This is a genomic window from Anaerobacillus sp. ABR4_321, assembly GCF_056158505.1.
In genome coordinates this window covers 2,274,943-2,293,327 of record NZ_JBSWTK010000001.1, presented here as the reverse complement: position 1 = coordinate 2,293,327, position 18,385 = coordinate 2,274,943, and the positions used below count along the sequence as shown (strand labels likewise).

At 40.3% G+C, this 18,385-nt stretch carries 20 protein-coding genes; 3 read left to right on the top strand and 17 right to left on the bottom strand.

All coding sequences use genetic code 11. The features are described 5' to 3' along the window. Positions 1–28: 28 nt before the first annotated feature. A complete protein-coding gene (locus ACXADT_RS11880; RefSeq protein WP_474835457.1) occupies positions 29–664 on the bottom strand; it encodes a CBS domain-containing protein in 636 nt (211 codons plus the stop codon). A 213-nt stretch (positions 665–877) separates the two neighbouring features. Between ACXADT_RS11880 and ACXADT_RS11875 the strand changes: the two genes are divergently transcribed. After that, a complete protein-coding gene (locus ACXADT_RS11875) occupies positions 878–1,093 on the top strand; it encodes a hypothetical protein (RefSeq protein ID WP_270179090.1) in 216 nt (71 codons plus the stop codon). Positions 1,094–1,096: 3 nt separating this feature from the next. Here ACXADT_RS11875 and ACXADT_RS11870 read toward each other — a convergent pair whose 3' ends face one another. The 5 genes from ACXADT_RS11870 to ACXADT_RS11850 form a co-directional block, all read right to left on the bottom strand. After that, on the bottom strand, positions 1,097–1,546 hold the full coding sequence (locus ACXADT_RS11870; protein ID WP_474835455.1) for a DUF2663 family protein: 450 nt from the start codon (positions 1,544–1,546) through the stop codon (positions 1,097–1,099). A gap of 81 nt (positions 1,547–1,627) precedes the next feature. Further along, on the bottom strand, positions 1,628–1,807 hold the full coding sequence (locus ACXADT_RS11865) for a hypothetical protein (protein ID WP_270179092.1): 180 nt from the start codon (positions 1,805–1,807) through the stop codon (positions 1,628–1,630). Between the two features lie 23 nt (positions 1,808–1,830). Further along, a complete protein-coding gene (locus ACXADT_RS11860) occupies positions 1,831–2,409 on the bottom strand; it encodes a CPBP family intramembrane glutamic endopeptidase (protein WP_270179093.1) in 579 nt (192 codons plus the stop codon). Next, entirely contained in the window at positions 2,399–3,919 is a 1,521-nt protein-coding gene (locus ACXADT_RS11855; RefSeq protein ID WP_474835453.1) for a RecQ family ATP-dependent DNA helicase, read from the bottom strand. The genes ACXADT_RS11860 and ACXADT_RS11855 overlap by 11 nt, the downstream gene beginning before the upstream one ends. Next, entirely contained in the window at positions 3,919–4,971 is a 1,053-nt protein-coding gene (locus tag ACXADT_RS11850) for a YpbB family protein (protein WP_474835450.1), read from the bottom strand. The genes ACXADT_RS11855 and ACXADT_RS11850 overlap by 1 nt, the downstream gene beginning before the upstream one ends. Before the next feature lie 212 nt (positions 4,972–5,183). On the opposite strand from ACXADT_RS11850, the gene ACXADT_RS11845 reads away from it, so the two are divergent. Continuing rightward, positions 5,184–5,432 (top strand): ferredoxin, encoded by a 249-nt coding sequence (locus ACXADT_RS11845; protein WP_270179096.1) that lies wholly within the window; start codon positions 5,184–5,186, stop codon positions 5,430–5,432. 150 nt (positions 5,433–5,582) lie between these two features. Then, positions 5,583–7,163 (top strand): phosphoglycerate dehydrogenase, encoded by a 1,581-nt coding sequence (serA, locus tag ACXADT_RS11840; protein WP_474835448.1) that lies wholly within the window; start codon positions 5,583–5,585, stop codon positions 7,161–7,163. A 77-nt stretch (positions 7,164–7,240) separates the two neighbouring features. On the opposite strand, the gene ACXADT_RS11835 is transcribed toward serA, so the two are convergent. The 11 genes from ACXADT_RS11835 to ACXADT_RS11785 all read right to left on the bottom strand — a co-directional run bounded on the left by ACXADT_RS11835 (position 7,241) and on the right by ACXADT_RS11785 (position 18,362). Next, entirely contained in the window at positions 7,241–8,050 is an 810-nt protein-coding gene (locus tag ACXADT_RS11835; RefSeq protein WP_474835446.1) for a histidinol-phosphatase, read from the bottom strand. A 130-nt stretch (positions 8,051–8,180) separates the two neighbouring features. Further along, complete coding sequence (locus ACXADT_RS11830) at positions 8,181–8,537, bottom strand: hypothetical protein (protein ID WP_474835444.1); 357 nt, start codon at positions 8,535–8,537, stop codon at positions 8,181–8,183. A gap of 132 nt (positions 8,538–8,669) precedes the next feature. Beyond that, positions 8,670–10,439, bottom strand: coding sequence for an ATP-binding protein (locus ACXADT_RS11825; RefSeq protein ID WP_474835442.1), 1,770 nt, complete (start codon positions 10,437–10,439; stop codon positions 8,670–8,672). Next, the gene (locus tag ACXADT_RS11820; protein WP_270179101.1) at positions 10,439–11,155 is read right to left on the bottom strand and encodes a response regulator; all 717 of its coding nucleotides are present in this window, start codon (positions 11,153–11,155) and stop codon (positions 10,439–10,441) included. The genes ACXADT_RS11825 and ACXADT_RS11820 overlap by 1 nt, the downstream gene beginning before the upstream one ends. A gap of 182 nt (positions 11,156–11,337) precedes the next feature. After that, on the bottom strand, positions 11,338–12,537 hold the full coding sequence (gene ccsB, locus ACXADT_RS11815) for a c-type cytochrome biogenesis protein CcsB (RefSeq protein WP_270179102.1): 1,200 nt from the start codon (positions 12,535–12,537) through the stop codon (positions 11,338–11,340). Positions 12,538–12,567: 30 nt separating this feature from the next. Further along, a complete protein-coding gene (gene resB, locus ACXADT_RS11810) occupies positions 12,568–14,190 on the bottom strand; it encodes a cytochrome c biogenesis protein ResB (protein ID WP_270179103.1) in 1,623 nt (540 codons plus the stop codon). A 12-nt stretch (positions 14,191–14,202) separates the two neighbouring features. Next, positions 14,203–14,730: a thiol-disulfide oxidoreductase ResA gene (gene resA, locus ACXADT_RS11805; protein ID WP_270179104.1), complete on the bottom strand. Its 528-nt coding sequence runs from the start codon at positions 14,728–14,730 to the stop codon at positions 14,203–14,205. 69 nt (positions 14,731–14,799) lie between these two features. Continuing rightward, positions 14,800–15,534: a pseudouridine synthase gene (locus tag ACXADT_RS11800; protein ID WP_270179105.1), complete on the bottom strand. Its 735-nt coding sequence runs from the start codon at positions 15,532–15,534 to the stop codon at positions 14,800–14,802. Between the two features lie 571 nt (positions 15,535–16,105). Then, the gene (locus ACXADT_RS11795) at positions 16,106–16,624 is read right to left on the bottom strand and encodes a spore maturation protein (protein ID WP_270180573.1); all 519 of its coding nucleotides are present in this window, start codon (positions 16,622–16,624) and stop codon (positions 16,106–16,108) included. A 12-nt stretch (positions 16,625–16,636) separates the two neighbouring features. After that, positions 16,637–17,209 carry a nucleoside recognition domain-containing protein gene (locus ACXADT_RS11790; protein WP_270179106.1) on the bottom strand — a complete coding sequence of 191 codons (573 nt, stop codon included), beginning with the start codon at positions 17,207–17,209 and terminating at the stop codon, positions 16,637–16,639. Beyond that, the gene (locus tag ACXADT_RS11785) at positions 17,202–18,362 is read right to left on the bottom strand and encodes a D-alanyl-D-alanine carboxypeptidase family protein (protein WP_474835439.1); all 1,161 of its coding nucleotides are present in this window, start codon (positions 18,360–18,362) and stop codon (positions 17,202–17,204) included. Before ACXADT_RS11785 ends, ACXADT_RS11790 begins: the two co-directional genes overlap by 8 nt. Between the last annotated feature and the right edge of the window lie 23 nt (positions 18,363–18,385).

Below are 18,385 nucleotides of genomic sequence, written 5' to 3'. Positions count from 1 at the left end.
TAGAGAAGGAGGTATTATAAATTTTATCTTACATTTCTTTAATATCTAATACTTTAAATCCGTTTTGCTCAAGTTTTGCAATGAACTGATCGATATTTTCATTCTTCTCAATCTTCATCACGATTCGTCTAACGTTCTGATTTGTTTCATCAAACGTCGATAAAGAAATAATGTTCTCATGAAAGCTTTTCGCGATTTTAGCAAGTCTTGCAATCCTACCTTCCGTTTCAGAAGAAGCGAATGCAATCCTAACACCGGTCTTTCTCATCCCGAAGGCACTTTGGAATTGATCCAATATATCTGCTCTTGTGATAATCCCGATGCACTGCTCTTTTTCATCCACGACAGCAACCAAAGGAGCATCGTTTACGAGCAATAGCGTCGTCTCGAAAACTGCCTCTTTATCTACCGTTACATCTTTTTGATAAGCGATATCTCCTGCTTTTGTTTCTTTTAAAAACTGAATTTTATCAGTCATATCGCTTTTAAAAAACGATTTATAAATTCTGTTAAAGGTTACGATCCCTTCATACCTTCCGTCTTGAATGACTGGTACGCCATCGATCTGACTCTTCTTGAGTCGCTCCAGTGTTTCTTCAAGACTCGTGTCATAATTCACAGAAATTGTTTCTCTTAGCGATTTCATAGCACTTCTTACAAACACGACTATCACCTCTTCTATAAGTTACTTCCCCCATATAATTAATACCATACTACCAATACAATGTCCTCCTTATCTACCATTAATTCAAAAATGGGTTGTACACTCGTAAAAATGGGCGATATCGTTTCTTGAAAATTCAGTCTTTTTAAGGTAAGATATTATCAAAGTAGACTTCTAAAGGACGTATATCAAACTAACGGAGATGATGGACCTATGATAAACAAACTGAAAACACAATCTTTGTTGGGTAACGATGACCTTGATTTCAACCGTCGACTCGGGATGCCTGTCGAAGTGTTCTGTCCAAAGATCAAGGATACTGTGGCATTTGGCAAAATCGAAATGTTCGATGAAAGCGCGTTACTTATCAACGGAAACTGTTTTCAAATCGAACAGTATTTATTTTTTGGCTGCCCCGAACATCGATAAGAGTTACTTGTAGAATAAATTAATATCGTATTCTTCTTTCATGTAAGAGAAGACATCATGACGCTTCTCCCATTGAGCTTCACTTTTCCATAGCTCCTCACTACGATCGATTACCTCTAGCCGCAACGAATCAAGCTCATCTTCCGCTTTCTTTAACTTCTTGGTCACTCTTTTTAACTGATAATAGACGAACCCGGTAAGGAGAAACATTAAAACGATGAAAGGTGCTTTGGACAACGAAAAAGCCTCCCAAAGAATCGAACTACTCACCTGTAGCTGGTATACTAAGAACCCACCACTCACAACCAATAAAATCATGAGTGCATAGCTATAAAACTCTGATTTAGCTTTATACTGCCTCTCTTCTCTTTTTCTATCGACCAGTTCACTCAATAACACAAGCGTCACATCAGATTGAGGTTGTGGGAGATTCCACTGCTTTAGAGCATCCATGGTTGTCCTCCTTTTTTGAAACTAGTTTATGCTTGAAACTGAGAACATAATACCATCGATGCTCCAACTTAAAATGATGGTTTAAGAATAAATCGAATACAGGAGAAAAATCGCAACCATCGATATAAAAAGCAGTGCTAAAATACGAACGAGCGTAAGAGAAGGCGTTGTTTCTTCTCTTTTTTTATTTGATCTCCCTTTCTTCTTGGCTTTATGCTTATGATATTCCTTTCTAGATGGTAAAGGGTTCTCTTTTTTCATTAAACTCACCTTTCAAGATGTGATCATTTTGGGGTTCGATATTTAATTAAACACCCCATAATGAAATCGATTAAGAAGTGCGCAGTAATCGTAACAGCTATGTTACCTGTTATCTCATATATGATTCCTAATAGAAAACTTATCCCCACAACAAGACTAAATAACACCGGCTTAGTCAAGTATCTCACATGGATGATTGCAAACAATAGACTTGCAATCACCAAGCCGAAATGCGTTTGAATCACACCACGGAACATTACTTCCTCGCTAATCGAAATTAATAACGAAAGTATGAAAATATGGAAGATCGATCTGTTCTTAAAGATGCGCTCATTAATGCCTCCATCATCGAATGCAGACTCTGGTAACAGCCTCATAAGAGCAATATCGATCAAGATGACAACTAACGCAACCCCGCCGCCGTACAAAACCATATCTGCCCATACTAGCTCGACTATTCGATCGAGAAACCACCCTTCTCGAAACAAAAAATAACCTACTATCCAAGAGATAAGTAATAAGGAAAGCTGCGTTAAATAAACATTTAAAAGTAATTCTCGATCAGAGAGGGCTTTGACAACTTCTGCTTGTTTATTCCTCACCCTTCTCCTCCACCCTCAGCATAAATTGTAACTCTTTATCCCAATCTATAGCGGTCACTTCTTTTAGAGTAGAGTCTCCCTGCTTCATATAAACCTCTTCGATTAGGCCACAGTGGTCACAGCATTGATCGATTTTAGGAACATTTTCATCGAAACGCTCTAAAAGCCCTTTGCGCCGACACTGGTTATCATAAAGCCATTTTTTAAAGTCGATCCACTTTAACAGTTTTCGTTTTCTTAACCTTTCTACCTCATTTGAAAGGTCTTCCAAAAGGCTTTGATAGTGGAATGTATTAACGATACCGTTCAATAAGATCCCTTTTTGATGCAGGTGATGAATAATGAAGCGCCATGCTGTTTCAGATAGCTTGTACCGAATGCCTTCTTTTTCATAGTCGAGTGAGATGTGCTCGCCAGCTCGTACACGCAATTCTTCTAGTATCATACTGATTTGCTGACGCTCAGGTAATTCTGTTTCAATAAACGAAATCGGTAACCGCTCATCAGCTTCAGTAAAAAGTTGAATAGCGATCGCAGGTTCTTGATCTCTACCAGCCCGACCAATTTCTTGTAAGTAGCTTTCAGTGTTCGAAGGTGGATGAAAATGAACGACGTATCTCACGTTGCTCTTATTGATTCCCATACCAAATGCATTTGTACTGCAAATTAGTGATAGTTCATCATTAATAAACTGCTGCTGAATAAGCAGACGAGATTCTGAGTCAAGACCAGCATGGTATGCAGCGACACCCTGAACACCTGATTCTGACAGTTTGATACTGACCTGTTCAGCTATCGCACGACTAGAAAAATAAATAATGCCTGGTCCTTGAAGTGTTTTTCCATATTCTAAGACCGAATTCATCTTAGAATCAAGAGTCGCATGTCTTTCTAATTTAATCGCAATATTTGGACGATCGACCGAATTGATATGTAGCGTAGGATCGACCATATTTAATTGAGCGATAATATCTTTTCGAACATCATCTGTAGCGGTAGCCGTTAATGCTAGAAGAGGCGGTTGACCGAGCTCTGCTCTAACATCACCTAGCTTTAAGTAATCGGTTCTAAAATCATGCCCCCATTGGGAAATGCAATGTGCCTCGTCTACTACCATCAAAGAAAACCGAACCTTTTTTAACGTTCGTTTTACATTATTGTTTTGTAATATCTCTGGTGATGCAAAGATAAAGGTGTATGACGATAAATTTTGCAGAGCGGTCAACCTTTTTTCGAAATCGAGAAAACTATTCAACGCAAGAACGCGTTTCTCCCCTTTCGTTTTTAATTGCTGAACCTGATCCTCCATGAGGGAAACTAGTGGAGAGACAATTAGGACTGGGGAATGACCTAAGTATGCAGGGAGCTGATAACAAAGTGATTTCCCTGCACCTGTAGGGAGCATCGCAAAGACATCTTTACCTTCCAAAACATCCCGAATGATTTCCTCTTGCCCCATTCGAAATTCTTCATAACCAAATTTATCAATTAACGTCCTCGTTAAATTCATTAAACCCCTACTTTACACAGTGTTAACCTAATTTCGAAATATCCATATCGATTCTCTAGGTGATCACGTATTGTTTTTAGCCGATGACTGTTGGTCGATCTGCTTGCCCTCAAAATGTCCTCCTGCGCTCGTTTAGAGACGAAAGGGTCGATCGAAAATGCTTCAACATTGATTGCGATCTCGACAATGTGGTCTTCTATCGTACTTTTCTTTAGTCTTCTGATCTCCATAATCTGTTGAAAGGACAATCCCTTCTGCAACATAGTGTACGTAGTACGAGTAGAAGCAGTTAAAGGGACTGGCAATGTTTTATTTTCTATAAAAGAAGTTATGATCGGATAAGATTTTGCATCATTTCGAGCATGCGTAATACATGCATGAATCACCCCATAAAAGACGATTATCCCTTCTTCAAATGAAAGATCAAGTGATGCACAGCTTTGTTCTACTGTTAATCCAGTCCTATGAAATCCGCTCAATCGAAGGACAAAGAAACGCGCATGATTCTCAGGCAATGCTTCTAACACTTGTCGAAGCTCTCGATAAAGCTGCTGAGCTGTTCTTTTCCTTTTATCAAGACTTGCTGGAAAATGCGTTCTAACCCACTTCTGTGCTTGTTCTTCACGTATTACTGGGTAAAAATTCATTGAACTATTTACAGAATGTGATAGAGCCTGCATGTACAAACTAATACGGTTCCAAAAGTCGTCTGAAACCTGGTGGTACTTCCACCCATTCAAATACTGAGGAAAAGAATGTTCTTTAAGAAATTCGTTAAGAACGTCTTGTCCTTTTTCATTGACCTTGTATGTATGTCGATCGATTTGTTCAAGTAAGCCGTCATCATAGAGCGTTGAAACGGTTTCCTCAATTTGACCACGAGCTAAATTCTTTTGCATACCAAATAAAAAAGATAAACCGAATAATTTCGCATCCTGAATCGTTTGAGATGACTTCTTCCCTTTCAACAAGTGGTAGGCACCTGAGATCGTCCTTTCACCTTTCATCTGATGTAAGACGAATAAGAGAAGTCCGTCTAAATATCTTATCATTGCATCACCCTGTTTCTTTCTACTTCTATTGTATCAAAATTTTTGTCCTGTTTAGTGAATTTCAAATCGGGTAACCTTTTAGTAAGCATAGTGAAGGATTTAGCTATTGAAAAGTCAAGGCATCACCTTTACAATAAAGTTATCAAAACATTCATTTGATGAATATTGTAGTGATGACAGACATATAGAAGTATTGAATAGGAGGTTAATACATGGCTAAGTATACTATTGTAGATAAAGATACTTGTATTGCTTGCGGTGCATGCGGCGCAGCTGCACCAGATATTTACGATTATGATGATGAAGGAATCGCTTTTGTAACGCTCGATGATAATGAAGGTATCGTAGAAATCCCTGAGGTGTTACACGAAGACATGATGGACGCGTTTGAAGGTTGCCCTACTGATTCCATCAAAATTGCTGAAGAGTCTTTTGATGGCGATCCATTGAAATTCGAATAGTACTACGAATCTCCGATATGATTATCGGAGATTTTTTTATGGTGATTTTTCAGGATATCAAATTGACACTTTAGTGCTTTCGTGGTAAAAAGTAATGTATTATCTTTTCTAAATATTATAACAAAGAAGAGAAAAAAGGAGTGGAGATTGTTGGCACATGTGCTAGTTACTGATTCTATTCAAGAGGATGGCTTACTACCATTACTAAATGACGATTCGATTCAATGTGATATAGGTTCGATTCAAAATTATGAGGAACACCTTTCAAAGTACGAAGCGCTTTTAGTTAGGAGCGCTACTAAAGTAACATCAGACCTCCTCGACAAGATGCCTAATTTAAAGATCGTCGCTAGAGCTGGAGTTGGGATCGACAACATCGATATAGAAGAAGCAACGAAGCGAGGCGTTATTGTTGTAAACGCTCCAGATGGTAATACAATCTCAACAACAGAGCATACTTTTGCTATGATGGCTTCTCTTGCCAGAAACATTCCTCAAGGAACAAATAGTTTAAAAAACGGAAAGTGGATGAGGAAACAATACGTCGGTACAGAATTAAATCGTAAAACACTCGGTATTATTGGATTAGGAAGAATCGGTACAGAGTTATCAAGGAGAGCGAGAGCATTCGGAATGCAGGTAATGGTATTCGATCCTTTTTTAACAAATGATCGTGCGGATAAGTTAGATGTGGCTTCAGTTGATATCGATGAGCTACTCGAACAGTCTGACTTCATTACTGTTCATACGCCTCTTACCGAAAACACACGAGGATTGATCAATGGGGAAACACTAGCGAAAACAAAAAAAGGTGTTTTTCTAATCAACTGCGCAAGAGGTGGAATCATTGATGAGGATTCACTCATCCCTTATCTTGACTCTGGACATATCGGCGGCGTCGCACTAGACGTATTTGAATCCGAACCTCCACGTGAGGATCACCCTCTTCTTAAATATGACCAAGTGATTGTTACCCCTCATCTAGGTGCTTCTACGAAAGAAGCTCAACTGAATGTAGCCGCACAAGTTGCGGATGAAGTACAACTGTATTTGAGCGGCAAACCAATTCGAAATACAATCAATCTACCTGCTTTCTCAAACGAAGAATATGAAAAGATTAAACCATACTACGAATTAACTCGTAAGATGGGAAGCATTCTTTCACAATGCATGAAAACAGCAGTTAACGTCGTAGATGTCACCTACGCTGGAACGTTAACAGAATTAGATACAGCGATCTTAACAAGAAGTTTAATGGCTTCATTCTTACGATATAGACTAGATACGACAGTAAACGAAGTGAATGCTCCTTCAATTGCAAAAGAACGCGGAATCACATACGGAGAAAAACATACATCTGAGACTCACGGATACTCCAATCTAATATCAGTGACGGTCGAAGGAGACAAAGGTTCTTTTTCCTTACAAGGAACGTACATCAAAGAATACGGCGAGAGGATCACCCAATTAAACGGATTCGACATCGACTTTCATCCACAAGGACACTTATTATATATTCAGCATAATGACAGACCAGGCGTTATCGGTAACGTAGGAAAAGTGTTAGGGGAACATGAAGTAAACATCGCTACGATGCAAGTAGGAAGAAAAGTGGCAGGTGGGGAAGCAATCATGATGTTATCATTTGATGAAGCACTCCCTTCCCATATCGAATCAACGATCAGTAGCGTACAAGACATTGTTAAGGTGGAGCAAATTAAAGGCGTGTAATAAAAAAGACCAAGAGCAGCTGCTCTTGGTCTTAATTGTGTAAAGGATATCCGGGGTGAATACACATGAAGCTGTTACTAAATCTTGATAGACTTACGCTCTCCCTTATTAAAGGTCATAAGCTGTGAATAACCGACAGACTTAGCGAGTGTTAGCGCCTGATCATAGTCTGCACCTACATCTTCAGGTACATGAGCATCAGAAGAGAGTACGATTGGAATGTCTTTTTCATAGCACATCTTCAATAGATCATAATCAGGATAAAGCTCACCAACAGGCTTTCTTAAGCCAGCAGTACTTATTTCCACACACGTCTTTGAATTCGCAAGGGCATTCGTCGCTCGATCATACTGCTCTAAAAGAAAGTCTTTATCATCTGGTTTATACTTGAAGATCTTGACGAGATCTAAATGCCCAACGATATCGAATAAGTTCGATTCTGCAAGTGTGACGACCTGATCGAAGTATTTTCTGTACGTATCGACAACATCTCTTTCATCCCACAAATGTCGATATTCCGCAAGATCGATACCGAAGTCATCGACCCAATGAATCGAGCCTATCACATAATCAAATTGGTAAGACGAAATGAATTTCTTCATCTCGGCATGTTTTCCAGGCGTGTAATCCATTTCAATGGACATTTTCACATCCATTCCATTGTCCTGTGCCTCATTAAATAAACGCACATAATCCTTCATACTGTACCATCTACGTTCATTCACCCAAGGATTTTTAAGAATATCTTCTGTTTCATAAAAATGATATGCATGTTCTGATATACCAAAGTGTTCAATATTCTTCTTTCTGGCTTCTTCTACGAATTTTTTTAAGTAATCTAGTGTTAGCGTCCCTTTTTCCAAATGGTTATGATAGTCAGTATACATGCCTTCATCCCCTTTATCGAACTAGTTTGACATTTCCACTATCATTGTAACGTACAAAAGCTTAACAGGATAGCAAATGCAGAAAATTGAAATGTCTCACTTATTCTTGGATTAGGGGCACATCCTAACACTATTGGTGATCATTTAGATCAAATTCCTCTGCAATTTCAGCCATTTTCGAGGGCATCTTTTCATCGTTAAACACATTTTGAGCATTTTTAAAGCGTGTTGGGTTTATTTTACGAACCTTCTGGTTAACACTACTCTTTCCATAGCCGATATATGAAGGATAGTTCGCTTGTTCAGCGTGCCCACCTTCCCGCACTTTCTTTTCACTTGAACCGGATGACTGAGCACTTAAGCTGCTGTACCCTTTTTTAATCGTATTACTCGTAGCTTTCCTTGCTCTTTTAGAGACTGATAGGATCAGCACGATTACAGACAAAAACCCTAAGGGACCCATTAATACTTTCATACTTTTTTTCAATGTCGTTTCCTCCTGTCCAACTGTTTATCCTACTTAACTATTGTGTAGCATTCACGATAGGATTATACGTGGGACAGGTTAAAAGGGAAGTAGAATAGAAAAAGAGCCTCCAAAATGAAGACTCTAGACTACTTAAGGTAAAAAGAAAGAGAATGTCGTTCCCTCACCATCTTTACTATGGACAGAAATTTGACCTTGGTGGGCTTCTACAATATTGCGTGCGATCGCAAGGCCGAGCCCGGTTCCTGAGCGTCCTCTCGTTCTAGCTTTATCTGCTTTGTAAAATCTTTCGAACACAAATGGAAGGTCCACTTCAGGAATACCTGATCCTGTATCTTTCACATCGAACTGTACACCGTTACGTTGAACCGTAATGATCAAGCTAACTTCTCCCTCTTTCGGTGTATGTCTCACTGCATTATCTAGTAAATTGGTTAAGACTTGTTCGATTCGGTCCGCGTCAATTGAAAGTGTATGATCGTGGTCTGATACATAATAATGCAAGCCAACCTCTCTCTCTCGGGCTGGACCTTGGAACTTCCTCAAAATCCGCTGACCAAAATCGTAAAGGTTGATCTCACTATAATGAAGCTCAGTATGGCCAGCTTCCATTCTAGCAAGGTCAAGAAGCTCATTAACAAGACGCCCCATCCTTAACGATTCATCATAGATGATTTGAGCAACTTCCTTCTTTTCCTCATCACTGCTTGCGATGTCATCGACAATCGCTTCACTGTATCCTTGAAGCATCGCGATAGGTGTTCTTAATTCATGAGAAACGTTCGCGATAAAATCCTTTCTAAGCTTATCCAAACGACGCTCTTCTGTCATATCTCGAAGGACAGCCACAGCGCCTCGGATTGCAGATTTATTATAGAGTGGTGTCATCACGATCACCCAGTTACGCCCCTGTAACTCTACTTCGGTGAGCTGTTCTCGTTCTTGCATCACCACGAGACTAAATAATTCATTGATATCTTCAGGGACTTCTTTTCCAGGCTCCTCTTGCATACCCTGCTCATAATACCACGCCTTCAAGAACCTCTCTGCAGGAGGATTGGTACTTAAGATCGCTCCTGTTTTATCGAATGTAATAACACCGTCAGCCATACTACTCAGTATACTAGACAGCTGTTCTTTTTCTTGATTTAAGGCCGTTACATAGTTGTTCAATTGCCTCCCCATACGGTTAAAGGCAACTGACAGTTCTCCTATTTCATCGTGAGTAACCATTGGAACTTTCGTATCGAACTTCCCCTTTGCAACCTGCGTTGCGGCTTCTCTCATCTTCCTAAGGGGTGCTGTAATACGGGTCGATAAGAAAAAGGCAAATATGGTTGTGAGAACAATAGCGATACCTGCTGAGATGTAGATCAAGTTTCTAGCTTGTCTCGTTGTTTCTGCTATAACATCTAGAGACTGATAAAGAAATACCGCTCCGTTTTCACTTCCAACTTGCATCGGAACGCCGACGATCAACAAATCATTTCTTGAAACAGAGTCAGCTGCCAACTCTCCTTGTTTCACGACGGTACGTTGGTTTGTAAATACATCCTCAAGGACTGGATCGTCTTTGAACACACGTAGTGGAAAGTTTGGTAGTCCGTGACTATTAGGTGAATATTGAATGGTAGAGCGATCCTCTATATCTTCAATCACCATTACTCCAGTTGGGTAGAAATCTGTAATTTCCCATGCCGTATCCATAGCTTTTTTTCTATCATCGTAATTTTCGATTACGGAAGACACTTTCGTCGCAAGTCTTTCCATCTCTTCTGCTTCTTTTTCAACATGAAAATCTTCGAAAAACTGAAGCAATAGAATGGTCAAGATAAATAAAACGGAAGCCACAAGAAGGATGATGGTCAACCATAGCTTCCCTACAACACTTCTCCAGATCATTAGTCTTTAGCTGCCTCGAACTTGTAACCCACTCCCCAAACGGTCGAAATCATTCCAGCTGCATTAGGGGATACCTTGTTTAATTTCTCTCTCAAACGTTTCACATGTGTGTCTACCGTTCTTAGATCACCAAAGAATTCATAGTTCCATACATCTTTTAATAAATCTTCTCGTGAAAAGACTTTATCAGGTGCTTTTGCTAGAAAATATAATAGCTCATATTCTTTTGGTGTAAGATTAATGATTTGATCTTCAGCTAAGACACGGTGTGCATCATGGTCGATCGTTAAATACGGAAAGACGATTACGTTTTTTGTTGTTGTTTCAGTTTGTAAAAATTTCGTTGTTGAAGACCTTCGTAAAAGGGCCTTCACACGTAAGACAACTTCTCTTGGACTAAAAGGTTTTGTGATATAATCATCAGCACCCACTTCAAATCCTTGCACACGATTGGCTTCCTCACCTTTTGCGGTTAACATGATCACTGGCGTAGCCTTATGTTCACGCAGCTGTTCACAAACTTCAATTCCATCTATTCCTGGTAGCATAAGATCCAGCAGAATAAGGTCAAAATCGTCTTCTGTTGCTATCTCTAAAGCAGCCTCTCCGTTCTCTGCTTCTTCAATTTCATAGTTTTCTCTTTCTAAGTACATTCGTAACAGTTTTCTAATACGGTCTTCATCATCTACAACTAATATTTTTGCGTCTTTTTCCAAGAAGATTCCCTCCTACTTGTACTACTCTATCTTATTTTATCACGCACACAGCTTTAGAGACCACTAATCAAGAAACCGCATACAACCCTTCAGCCATTGTGCTTCATTCTTTGCCTTCTCATACTAATCATTATTCCTAATTTAATGAAAGAAAACCTTCACATTCTGTGAAGGCTTTCAGATTATGCATAAGAATGAAGACCTGAGATGACAAGGTTAACAACGACTAGGTTAAGCATAATGATGATAAATCCTACTACTGCAAGCCAGGCTGACTTCTCTCCTTGCCAGCCTCTTGAGAGCCGAAGATGTAGATATGCTGCATAAAAAAGCCATGTAATGAGTGCCCATACTTCTTTAGGGTCCCAGCCCCAGAAACGCGTCCATGCGACTTGTGCCCAGATCATTGCAAAGATGAGCGCTCCTAATGTGAAAACAGGGAACCCAATCGCCACTGCACGATATTGAATTTCGTCCACAAGTTCTTCGTTTACATTTTTAACTGCAGGCTGTAAAGCGGCTCCGATCCGTTTTCTTAGAATTAGACGGATGATCCAATATAAAACGAAACCACCAAGCATCGACCAAACTAATGTATTGAGTTTTTGAGCAGCTTTTTCACCCTTCATCCAAGAAGGAGCATCAACGAGTGGTCCGAATTCATTTCCACTAACATATGTGGCATCTGTTGGACCAATAAGAGTTGGAATGGTGTACTCTACGGTAGCTGGTTGATCGTTGTTATCTACAAAATCATAAGTAGATGAATAACCCGCTGCTTCAAAACTAAGTGATATGATAACGAATGCAATTGTACTGATCAGCGTGTACATCACTGCTTCAAGCCAAAAGGTCGATTTACTTGCTTTTTCTTGGTTCACCTTTTTTACCAGGTAAACGAGCCCTGCAGCAAAACTGATCGCAAGAATTCCTTCCCCAAGTGCTGCAGTCGTAACATGAATCTTTAGCCAGTTACTTTGTAAAGCAGGTATGAGCGGCTGAATTTCAGAAGGAAATACACTCGCGTAAGCAATGATGATAAGAGCGACCGGCATGGCGAACACACCGATGACGTTACTTTTATAAATGACATAGATCATTAGGAAGGCAAATACCATCGTCATCCCAAAGAATGTCGTAAACTCAAAGAGGTTGCTGACTGGCGCGTGACCTGCCGCAATCCACCTTGTAATAAAATATCCTAGTTGAAATAGAAAGCCGACGGTCGAAAGGATGAATCCTCCACGTCCCCACTTCTTAGCGTGGGTCTCTTCATCTGACTTTCTCCATTTCTTTCCAAGCAGTGAAATGGCGAAAACAAGACTTGCTGCAAAATAAATAAAGAAAGATATATAAAGCAAGTTACTGCTGAGTTGTGCCATCTCATCATGCCTCCCTTCGTAATAGAGGTGCTATTTTTGTTCAGATTGATCTTGAGGCATCTCAATCCCCGTTTGTTCTGTAATTGATTCAAGTTCGCGTCTTAGCCCATACCAATTCTTATTCGTATGAGACGCAATCCACAGTTCATCATCTTTTCTACGCACCCAAATCCTGCGGTGATTCCAGTACATTCCTTGTACAACACCGATCATAAAGATTGCTCCACCGATACCAAGAATCCAGAGCGTGTTGTCTTTTCGGACAACGAGACCAGATACATTCTTCGTATCAACATTCTGGAAAGACATCTTATATTCATTCTCACCTAATGGCTCTAAGTTTTGACGGATCGCGACAAACGCAACCTCACCATCTGGATGTTCTGGAGAGATCATCCGAAGAATGAATGCTGGGTTATTAGGGATTTTTGATTTTGTAGTCGGCTCACCTTTATCGTTAAATTCAAAGTCTGGAAAATAATCCATTACTTCGACTCGATATCCCTCATCGAGTGCATACTCATCTTCAGGGTTGTATAAATCGATGGTTAGTTCGCCGAATGATTCACCCGTTTCTTTTTTATCTAACGTAAAGGTCATGCTTTGCAGTTCGTTAAGCTTATAGTCAACTTGATAGATTGCATAGTCATCAAACTTCAGTGGCCTGTTTACTTGAATTGGATGTTCCTTTATCTTCTCTAGTTCTGGCTCTGTTCCAGCAATTCTATCTCCAACCTGCTTATAAAGAACTGCATCTGTTTGATAGTTTTTAGCTACAACTTCCTGACCAGACTGTTCGATCGCATCTTTAAACTTCTCGTCATTATTATCATAGGTTTCTAGTATGAAGCCGTCGCTCTTTAAATAATAAGCTTCTTCTGTACCTTTGATTTTTCTCGTTTCGTCTTCTTTAATCCATAGAACTTCATCCACGTACATACCAGGGAAGAATCGAAGCATTCCTCCGATGAGAAAGATGATTAACCCGATGTGATTTACATAAGGACCCCATCGAGAGAATCTATTTTTCTCTGCAAAAAGGTGACCATCTTCTTCTCTAACATTGTACCTCTTGTTCTGAAGCACTTCCTTCACCTTAGAAAGACTCGGCTTATCACCTTCTATGTTGGTAATACCAAAGTACTTCTGACGCTTCATAAAGCTTTCGTGACGGATCGTCCGTTGTTTTCTCAACGAGCGATACAAAGGGACGAAACGGTCAAGACTTGCAACGATCAACGATAGACCTAAAGCAGCAATGAGGAGCATATACCACCAGGAACCATAAAGATTATGAAAGCCTAAATCATAAAACAATTGACCTGGGATGCCGTATTGGTCTCGATAGTACTCAGATGGGTCAGAAAGAGGAGGTATGTACATTTCTTGAGGGAATATCGTTCCAAGCGCTGAAGCAACTAACAGCAGCACGATGATCCATATCCCTACCTTAACAGAAGAAAAGAAGTTCCAAACCTTGTCGACAATGGTTGTTTTATAGGTTTGAGATCTTCTCGCACTTCCTTCATATCTCATATTTAGAAGTTTCTTTGATTCTAAGTCTCCTTGAAGCGGCTTCCCACATGCCTCACATATTTCAGTTCCATAAGGGTTCACGTGTCCGCATTCACAGGTAATCGTTTTGTTACTCATTCGAACACCCCGTTACGGTTGGATTCGCTTCATATACTCATCGATCACTTCTTCAGATAAACTGGCTTCTGTCTTCTGTATCACTTTACCGTCTTTATCGATTAAGAATGTAACCGGAATTGGTCCAACCCCATAATGATTTGTTACGTCGTTTCCTTTATCAAGAAGTACTGGAAAACTAAGCTTATAGCGATCAACAAAACTCTTTGCAGTAAGCTTCGGTTCTGAAACATTCACTGCCAGAATTTCTACTCCTTTTTCCTTGTATTCTTTATACTTCTTGTCCATCGCTGGCATTTCATCTTTACATGGCTCACAGTACGTTGCCCAGAAATTCAGGAAAACCCCTTTTCCTCTATAATCCTTCAACTCCACTTCATTTCCTTCTAAATCAGAAAGAATAAAGTTAGGAGCTTGATCGCCCGCTTGAACGACACCGCTATCATTCGCGAAAAAGTTCGTATAGAACGTATATCCGACTGCTAGTAATACAGCAGCCAGAATCACCGTTCGGACAACGAGCCGGTTTTTTTTCTTCATTTCACACCAACTCCAATCAAACAAAACAATACTACTTTTACTATAACGTGCTGTCTGGAATACGAATGACTATTTTTTTGACTTTTGTGTGACAGCCTCGTTACGAAGCTGCTTGACCTCGTATGGTTTAAGCTCACGGTATTCCCCAGAATTAAGCCCAGTTAATTCTAAAAAGCCATATCTTTCGCGCTTTAGCTTCTGAACAGGGAATCCTAACGCTTCAAACATTCTTCTCACCTGGCGATTTTTACCTTCATGAATCGTGATTTCTACGATTGATTTTTGTTTTTGCTTATCGATCGATAGAATTCTCGCTTGTGATTTAGAGGTTTTCCCATCTTCAAGATGTACACCGTTCTGTAGCTTTTGAATAACCTCTTTTGTGACGATTCCTTTCACTTTTACCACGTAGACTTTGTCGATTTTGTAACTTGGATGCATAAGCTTATTTGCAAAGTCTCCATCATTTGTTAAGAGTAGCGCACCTGAAGTGTCATAATCCAACCTGCCAACAGGGAAAACACGCTGCTCGATATGATGAAAATAATCCGTAACGGCTTTTCTTCCTTTGTCGTCTTCTACTGTAGAAATGACTCCAGTTGGTTTATAAAACAAAAAATAAACCGGCTGTTCACGATACACCGGAATTCCGTCCACTTCTATTTTGTCACTGTCTTTTACTTTCGTTCCTAGCTCTGTAACAAGCTTTCCGTTCACCTTCACTCTGCCTTCTTCAATCAATGTTTCTGCTTTTCGTCTAGATGTAACTCCAGCTTGTGCGATTACCTTCTGTAAACGTTCCATATCATTCACCTCACTAAAACATCATACTCTTGTGTTAACGAAACCTCAAGTACAGATTCATTCTATCATTCATTATAGGCAATTCGCATCTTAACCAACCATTTAAAATGCAAAAAGAGTCTCTTGATGAAAGAGACTCACAAACTGTCGAGAAAGCTTTAAGAGCTATTTACCATGAATATTGTGAGATTTCCGCTACAGGATGCTCGCTTTCCGCGGGGCGGGCGGTGAGCTTCCTCGTCGCTTACGCTCCTGTGGGATCTCACCTGTCCCGCTGATCCCGCAGGAGTCGAGCATCCTTCCGCTCCAATCCACGTAAGGATGTTCAAATTCATAGAAAAAATAACCTGATGTGACACCACACCAATAAATAATGGCATATAAGATTGGAAAGTACTAGTTGATATAAATGTAAACTAGTAGGAGTGACATCTCTCCCATGTTCTAACGTGCGCTGGAAGCTCGGACTATTTTGCAGGAGACCCTGACGTTCGTCCACAGGAAAGCAAGATGTGTTCCATTGCGTTTAGGATCCACAATATCCTAAAGGTATGTTTTATTTAAGAGACTCTTAACCAAAGACGATCGTGACGAAAACGATTGCTGCGATGATTCCGACTAAGTCTGCAAGCAATCCTACTTTTAAGGCATTCCCCATTCGTTTTATACCTACTGCACCAAAGTAAACGGTAAGGATGTATAGGGTTGTATCAGTACTTCCTTGCATCGTCGACGCTAACCTTCCAATAAATGAATCTGGTCCGTATGTTCTTATGATGTCTGTCGTCATCGCTAGAGCACCTGTCCCAGAAATCGGGCGAATGAGAGCTAGAGGGACGATTTCTGTTGGAACACCGATCATATCGAGGGGAGCTTTTAACATGTCGCTCACAAACGCCATGGCGCCAGACGCTCTAAAAACTGAGATTGCAACCATCATTCCGATTAGATAAGGGACGATGGAGATCGCAATCGAAAGCCCTTCTTTCCCACCTTCTACAAATGATTCGTAAGTAGGGACTCTTTTTAACGTTCCATAAACAAGAACAAACGCAATTAATATAGGGATAATCCAGATCGAGATATTCAGATCATCTCCCCCTTATCTCCTATTGAACATGCGATCGATGATAATTGCGCCTATCGTTGAACAAACGGTAGCCGCAATTGTCGTTCCTATTATTTCGGCAGGTGATATGGAGCCATACTTCATTCGAATCGCTATTACACTAGTAGGAATCAATGTAAGACTAGAAGTATTTAAGGCTAGTAACGTTACCATCGATCGAGAAGCGCTATCTCTCATGTGATTTAATTTCTTAAGCTCTTCCATCGCTTTGATGCCCATAGGTGTTGCAGCATTTCCAAGTCCGAACATGTTTGCGATCATATTCGATAAGATATAGCCCATAGCTGGGTGATCTGGAGGAACTTCCGGAAATAGCTTCGAAACGATCGGTTTGAAAACGTTCGATAAACTCACTAAGAGGCCAGCGTTTTGTGCGATCCTCATTAGCCCGAGCCAGAAAACCAGGACGCTTAACAATCCGATACAAACAGCTACAGCTTCTTCCGCACCGCTAAAAATGGCTTTGTTCACTTCTTCCATAGTGCCGTTAAACATCGCATAAAGAATACTAAGCACGAAAAGGCCCACCCATATCAAGTTAACCATATAGATCACGCTTAATATCTAGTGAAAACAGCTTTTTAAAGAAACCCCAAAACCCTTTGCTTTCCGTTTCACTTTCGTATGTTAGAGGTGCTTTGACGATTACTTTGTCATCTAAGCTTATTTTATAAATACCAACTGGATCTTGAAATGATTCAGGGTCATCCCAAGATTTCTTCTCTGGTGGTTTTGCCAGTAGGATACTTGATTCGATTTCTTTCCTCTCGTTCTTAGTCAATGGATAAACTAGATCACGGTGTAATTTAACCTTTCCTTTATACGGTTCCTTTTTCACTTCATCAAGGAAACCTTTTTCTGCTAATGTAGTGAGTTCATAATTCTGATAACCCCAGTTAAACATTCCGATATGATCGTTCCAATCGGATGGTGCATCGAGCGTAACCGCTATTAACGACATACCATCGCGCTCAGCCGTGGAAACGAGCGTCCGTTTCGCTCTTTTCGTATACCCCGTCTTCCCTCCGGTCGAGTCGCTATAGAGACCCGTTACTAACTTATTTTTGTTTCTCCAAACGTAATCCCAGCTTTCATTTTCATTCGGTGCTCTATGAACTTCTGTACTCGATATGATTCGATACATTTCATTGTTCATGGCATATTGGGTAAGAAGCGCCATATCATAAGCAGTTGAATAGTGCTCTTCATGGTCATCAAGGCCATGCGGATTGGCAAAGACTGTCTTCGTCATTCCGATTTCTTCTGCCTTGTAATTCATCAATCGCACAAACCCTTCAAGGCTCCCTCCCACTTCCTCAGCAATCGCCACAGCTGCATCGTTTCCAGAACGCAGCATCAATCCATATACAAGGTTCTCGAGGGATATTTTCTCTCCAGGTTTTAAATAAAGTGAAGACCCTTCTGTGCCTGATGCACGGGAACTAACCTCTACGTTCTCATTCATCTTTCCAGACTCTATCGCTAATATCGCAGTCATAATCTTGGTGATACTTGCAATCCTTCTCTGTGTATAGGCATCTTTCTCGTATAATATCCGTCCTGTATCTTGTTCCATTAATATTGCACTACGCGCTGACACGCTCACGCCTTTTGCAAAAACATTCTCAGGGATCAAAAGGAACAATAAGGTGATGATTAGTATAACGATGCTTACTTTCGAACGTAACAACTTGTTCATGACTTCCACGTCCCCTGACTCCG

Coding starts and splice junctions, on each gene's coding strand:
- ACXADT_RS11875 (WP_270179090.1), top strand. CDS start 878: ATGATAAACAAACTGAAAACACAATCTTTGTTGGGTAACGATGACCTT.
- ACXADT_RS11870 (WP_474835455.1), bottom strand. CDS start 1,546: ATGGATGCTCTAAAGCAGTGGAATCTCCCACAACCTCAATCTGATGTG.
- ACXADT_RS11865 (WP_270179092.1), bottom strand. CDS start 1,807: ATGAAAAAAGAGAACCCTTTACCATCTAGAAAGGAATATCATAAGCAT.
- ACXADT_RS11855 (WP_474835453.1), bottom strand. CDS start 3,919: ATGAATTTAACGAGGACGTTAATTGATAAATTTGGTTATGAAGAATTT.
- ACXADT_RS11850 (WP_474835450.1), bottom strand. CDS start 4,971: ATGATAAGATATTTAGACGGACTTCTCTTATTCGTCTTACATCAGATG.
- ACXADT_RS11845 (WP_270179096.1), top strand. CDS start 5,184: ATGGCTAAGTATACTATTGTAGATAAAGATACTTGTATTGCTTGCGGT.
- ACXADT_RS11835 (WP_474835446.1), bottom strand. CDS start 8,050: ATGTATACTGACTATCATAACCATTTGGAAAAAGGGACGCTAACACTA.
- ACXADT_RS11825 (WP_474835442.1), bottom strand. CDS start 10,439: ATGATCTGGAGAAGTGTTGTAGGGAAGCTATGGTTGACCATCATCCTT.
- ccsB (WP_270179102.1), bottom strand. CDS start 12,537: ATGGCACAACTCAGCAGTAACTTGCTTTATATATCTTTCTTTATTTAT.
- resB (WP_270179103.1), bottom strand. CDS start 14,190: ATGAGTAACAAAACGATTACCTGTGAATGCGGACACGTGAACCCTTAT.
- resA (WP_270179104.1), bottom strand. CDS start 14,730: ATGAAGAAAAAAAACCGGCTCGTTGTCCGAACGGTGATTCTGGCTGCT.
- ACXADT_RS11800 (WP_270179105.1), bottom strand. CDS start 15,534: ATGGAACGTTTACAGAAGGTAATCGCACAAGCTGGAGTTACATCTAGA.
- ACXADT_RS11790 (WP_270179106.1), bottom strand. CDS start 17,209: ATGGTTAACTTGATATGGGTGGGCCTTTTCGTGCTTAGTATTCTTTAT.
- ACXADT_RS11785 (WP_474835439.1), bottom strand. CDS start 18,362: ATGAACAAGTTGTTACGTTCGAAAGTAAGCATCGTTATACTAATCATC.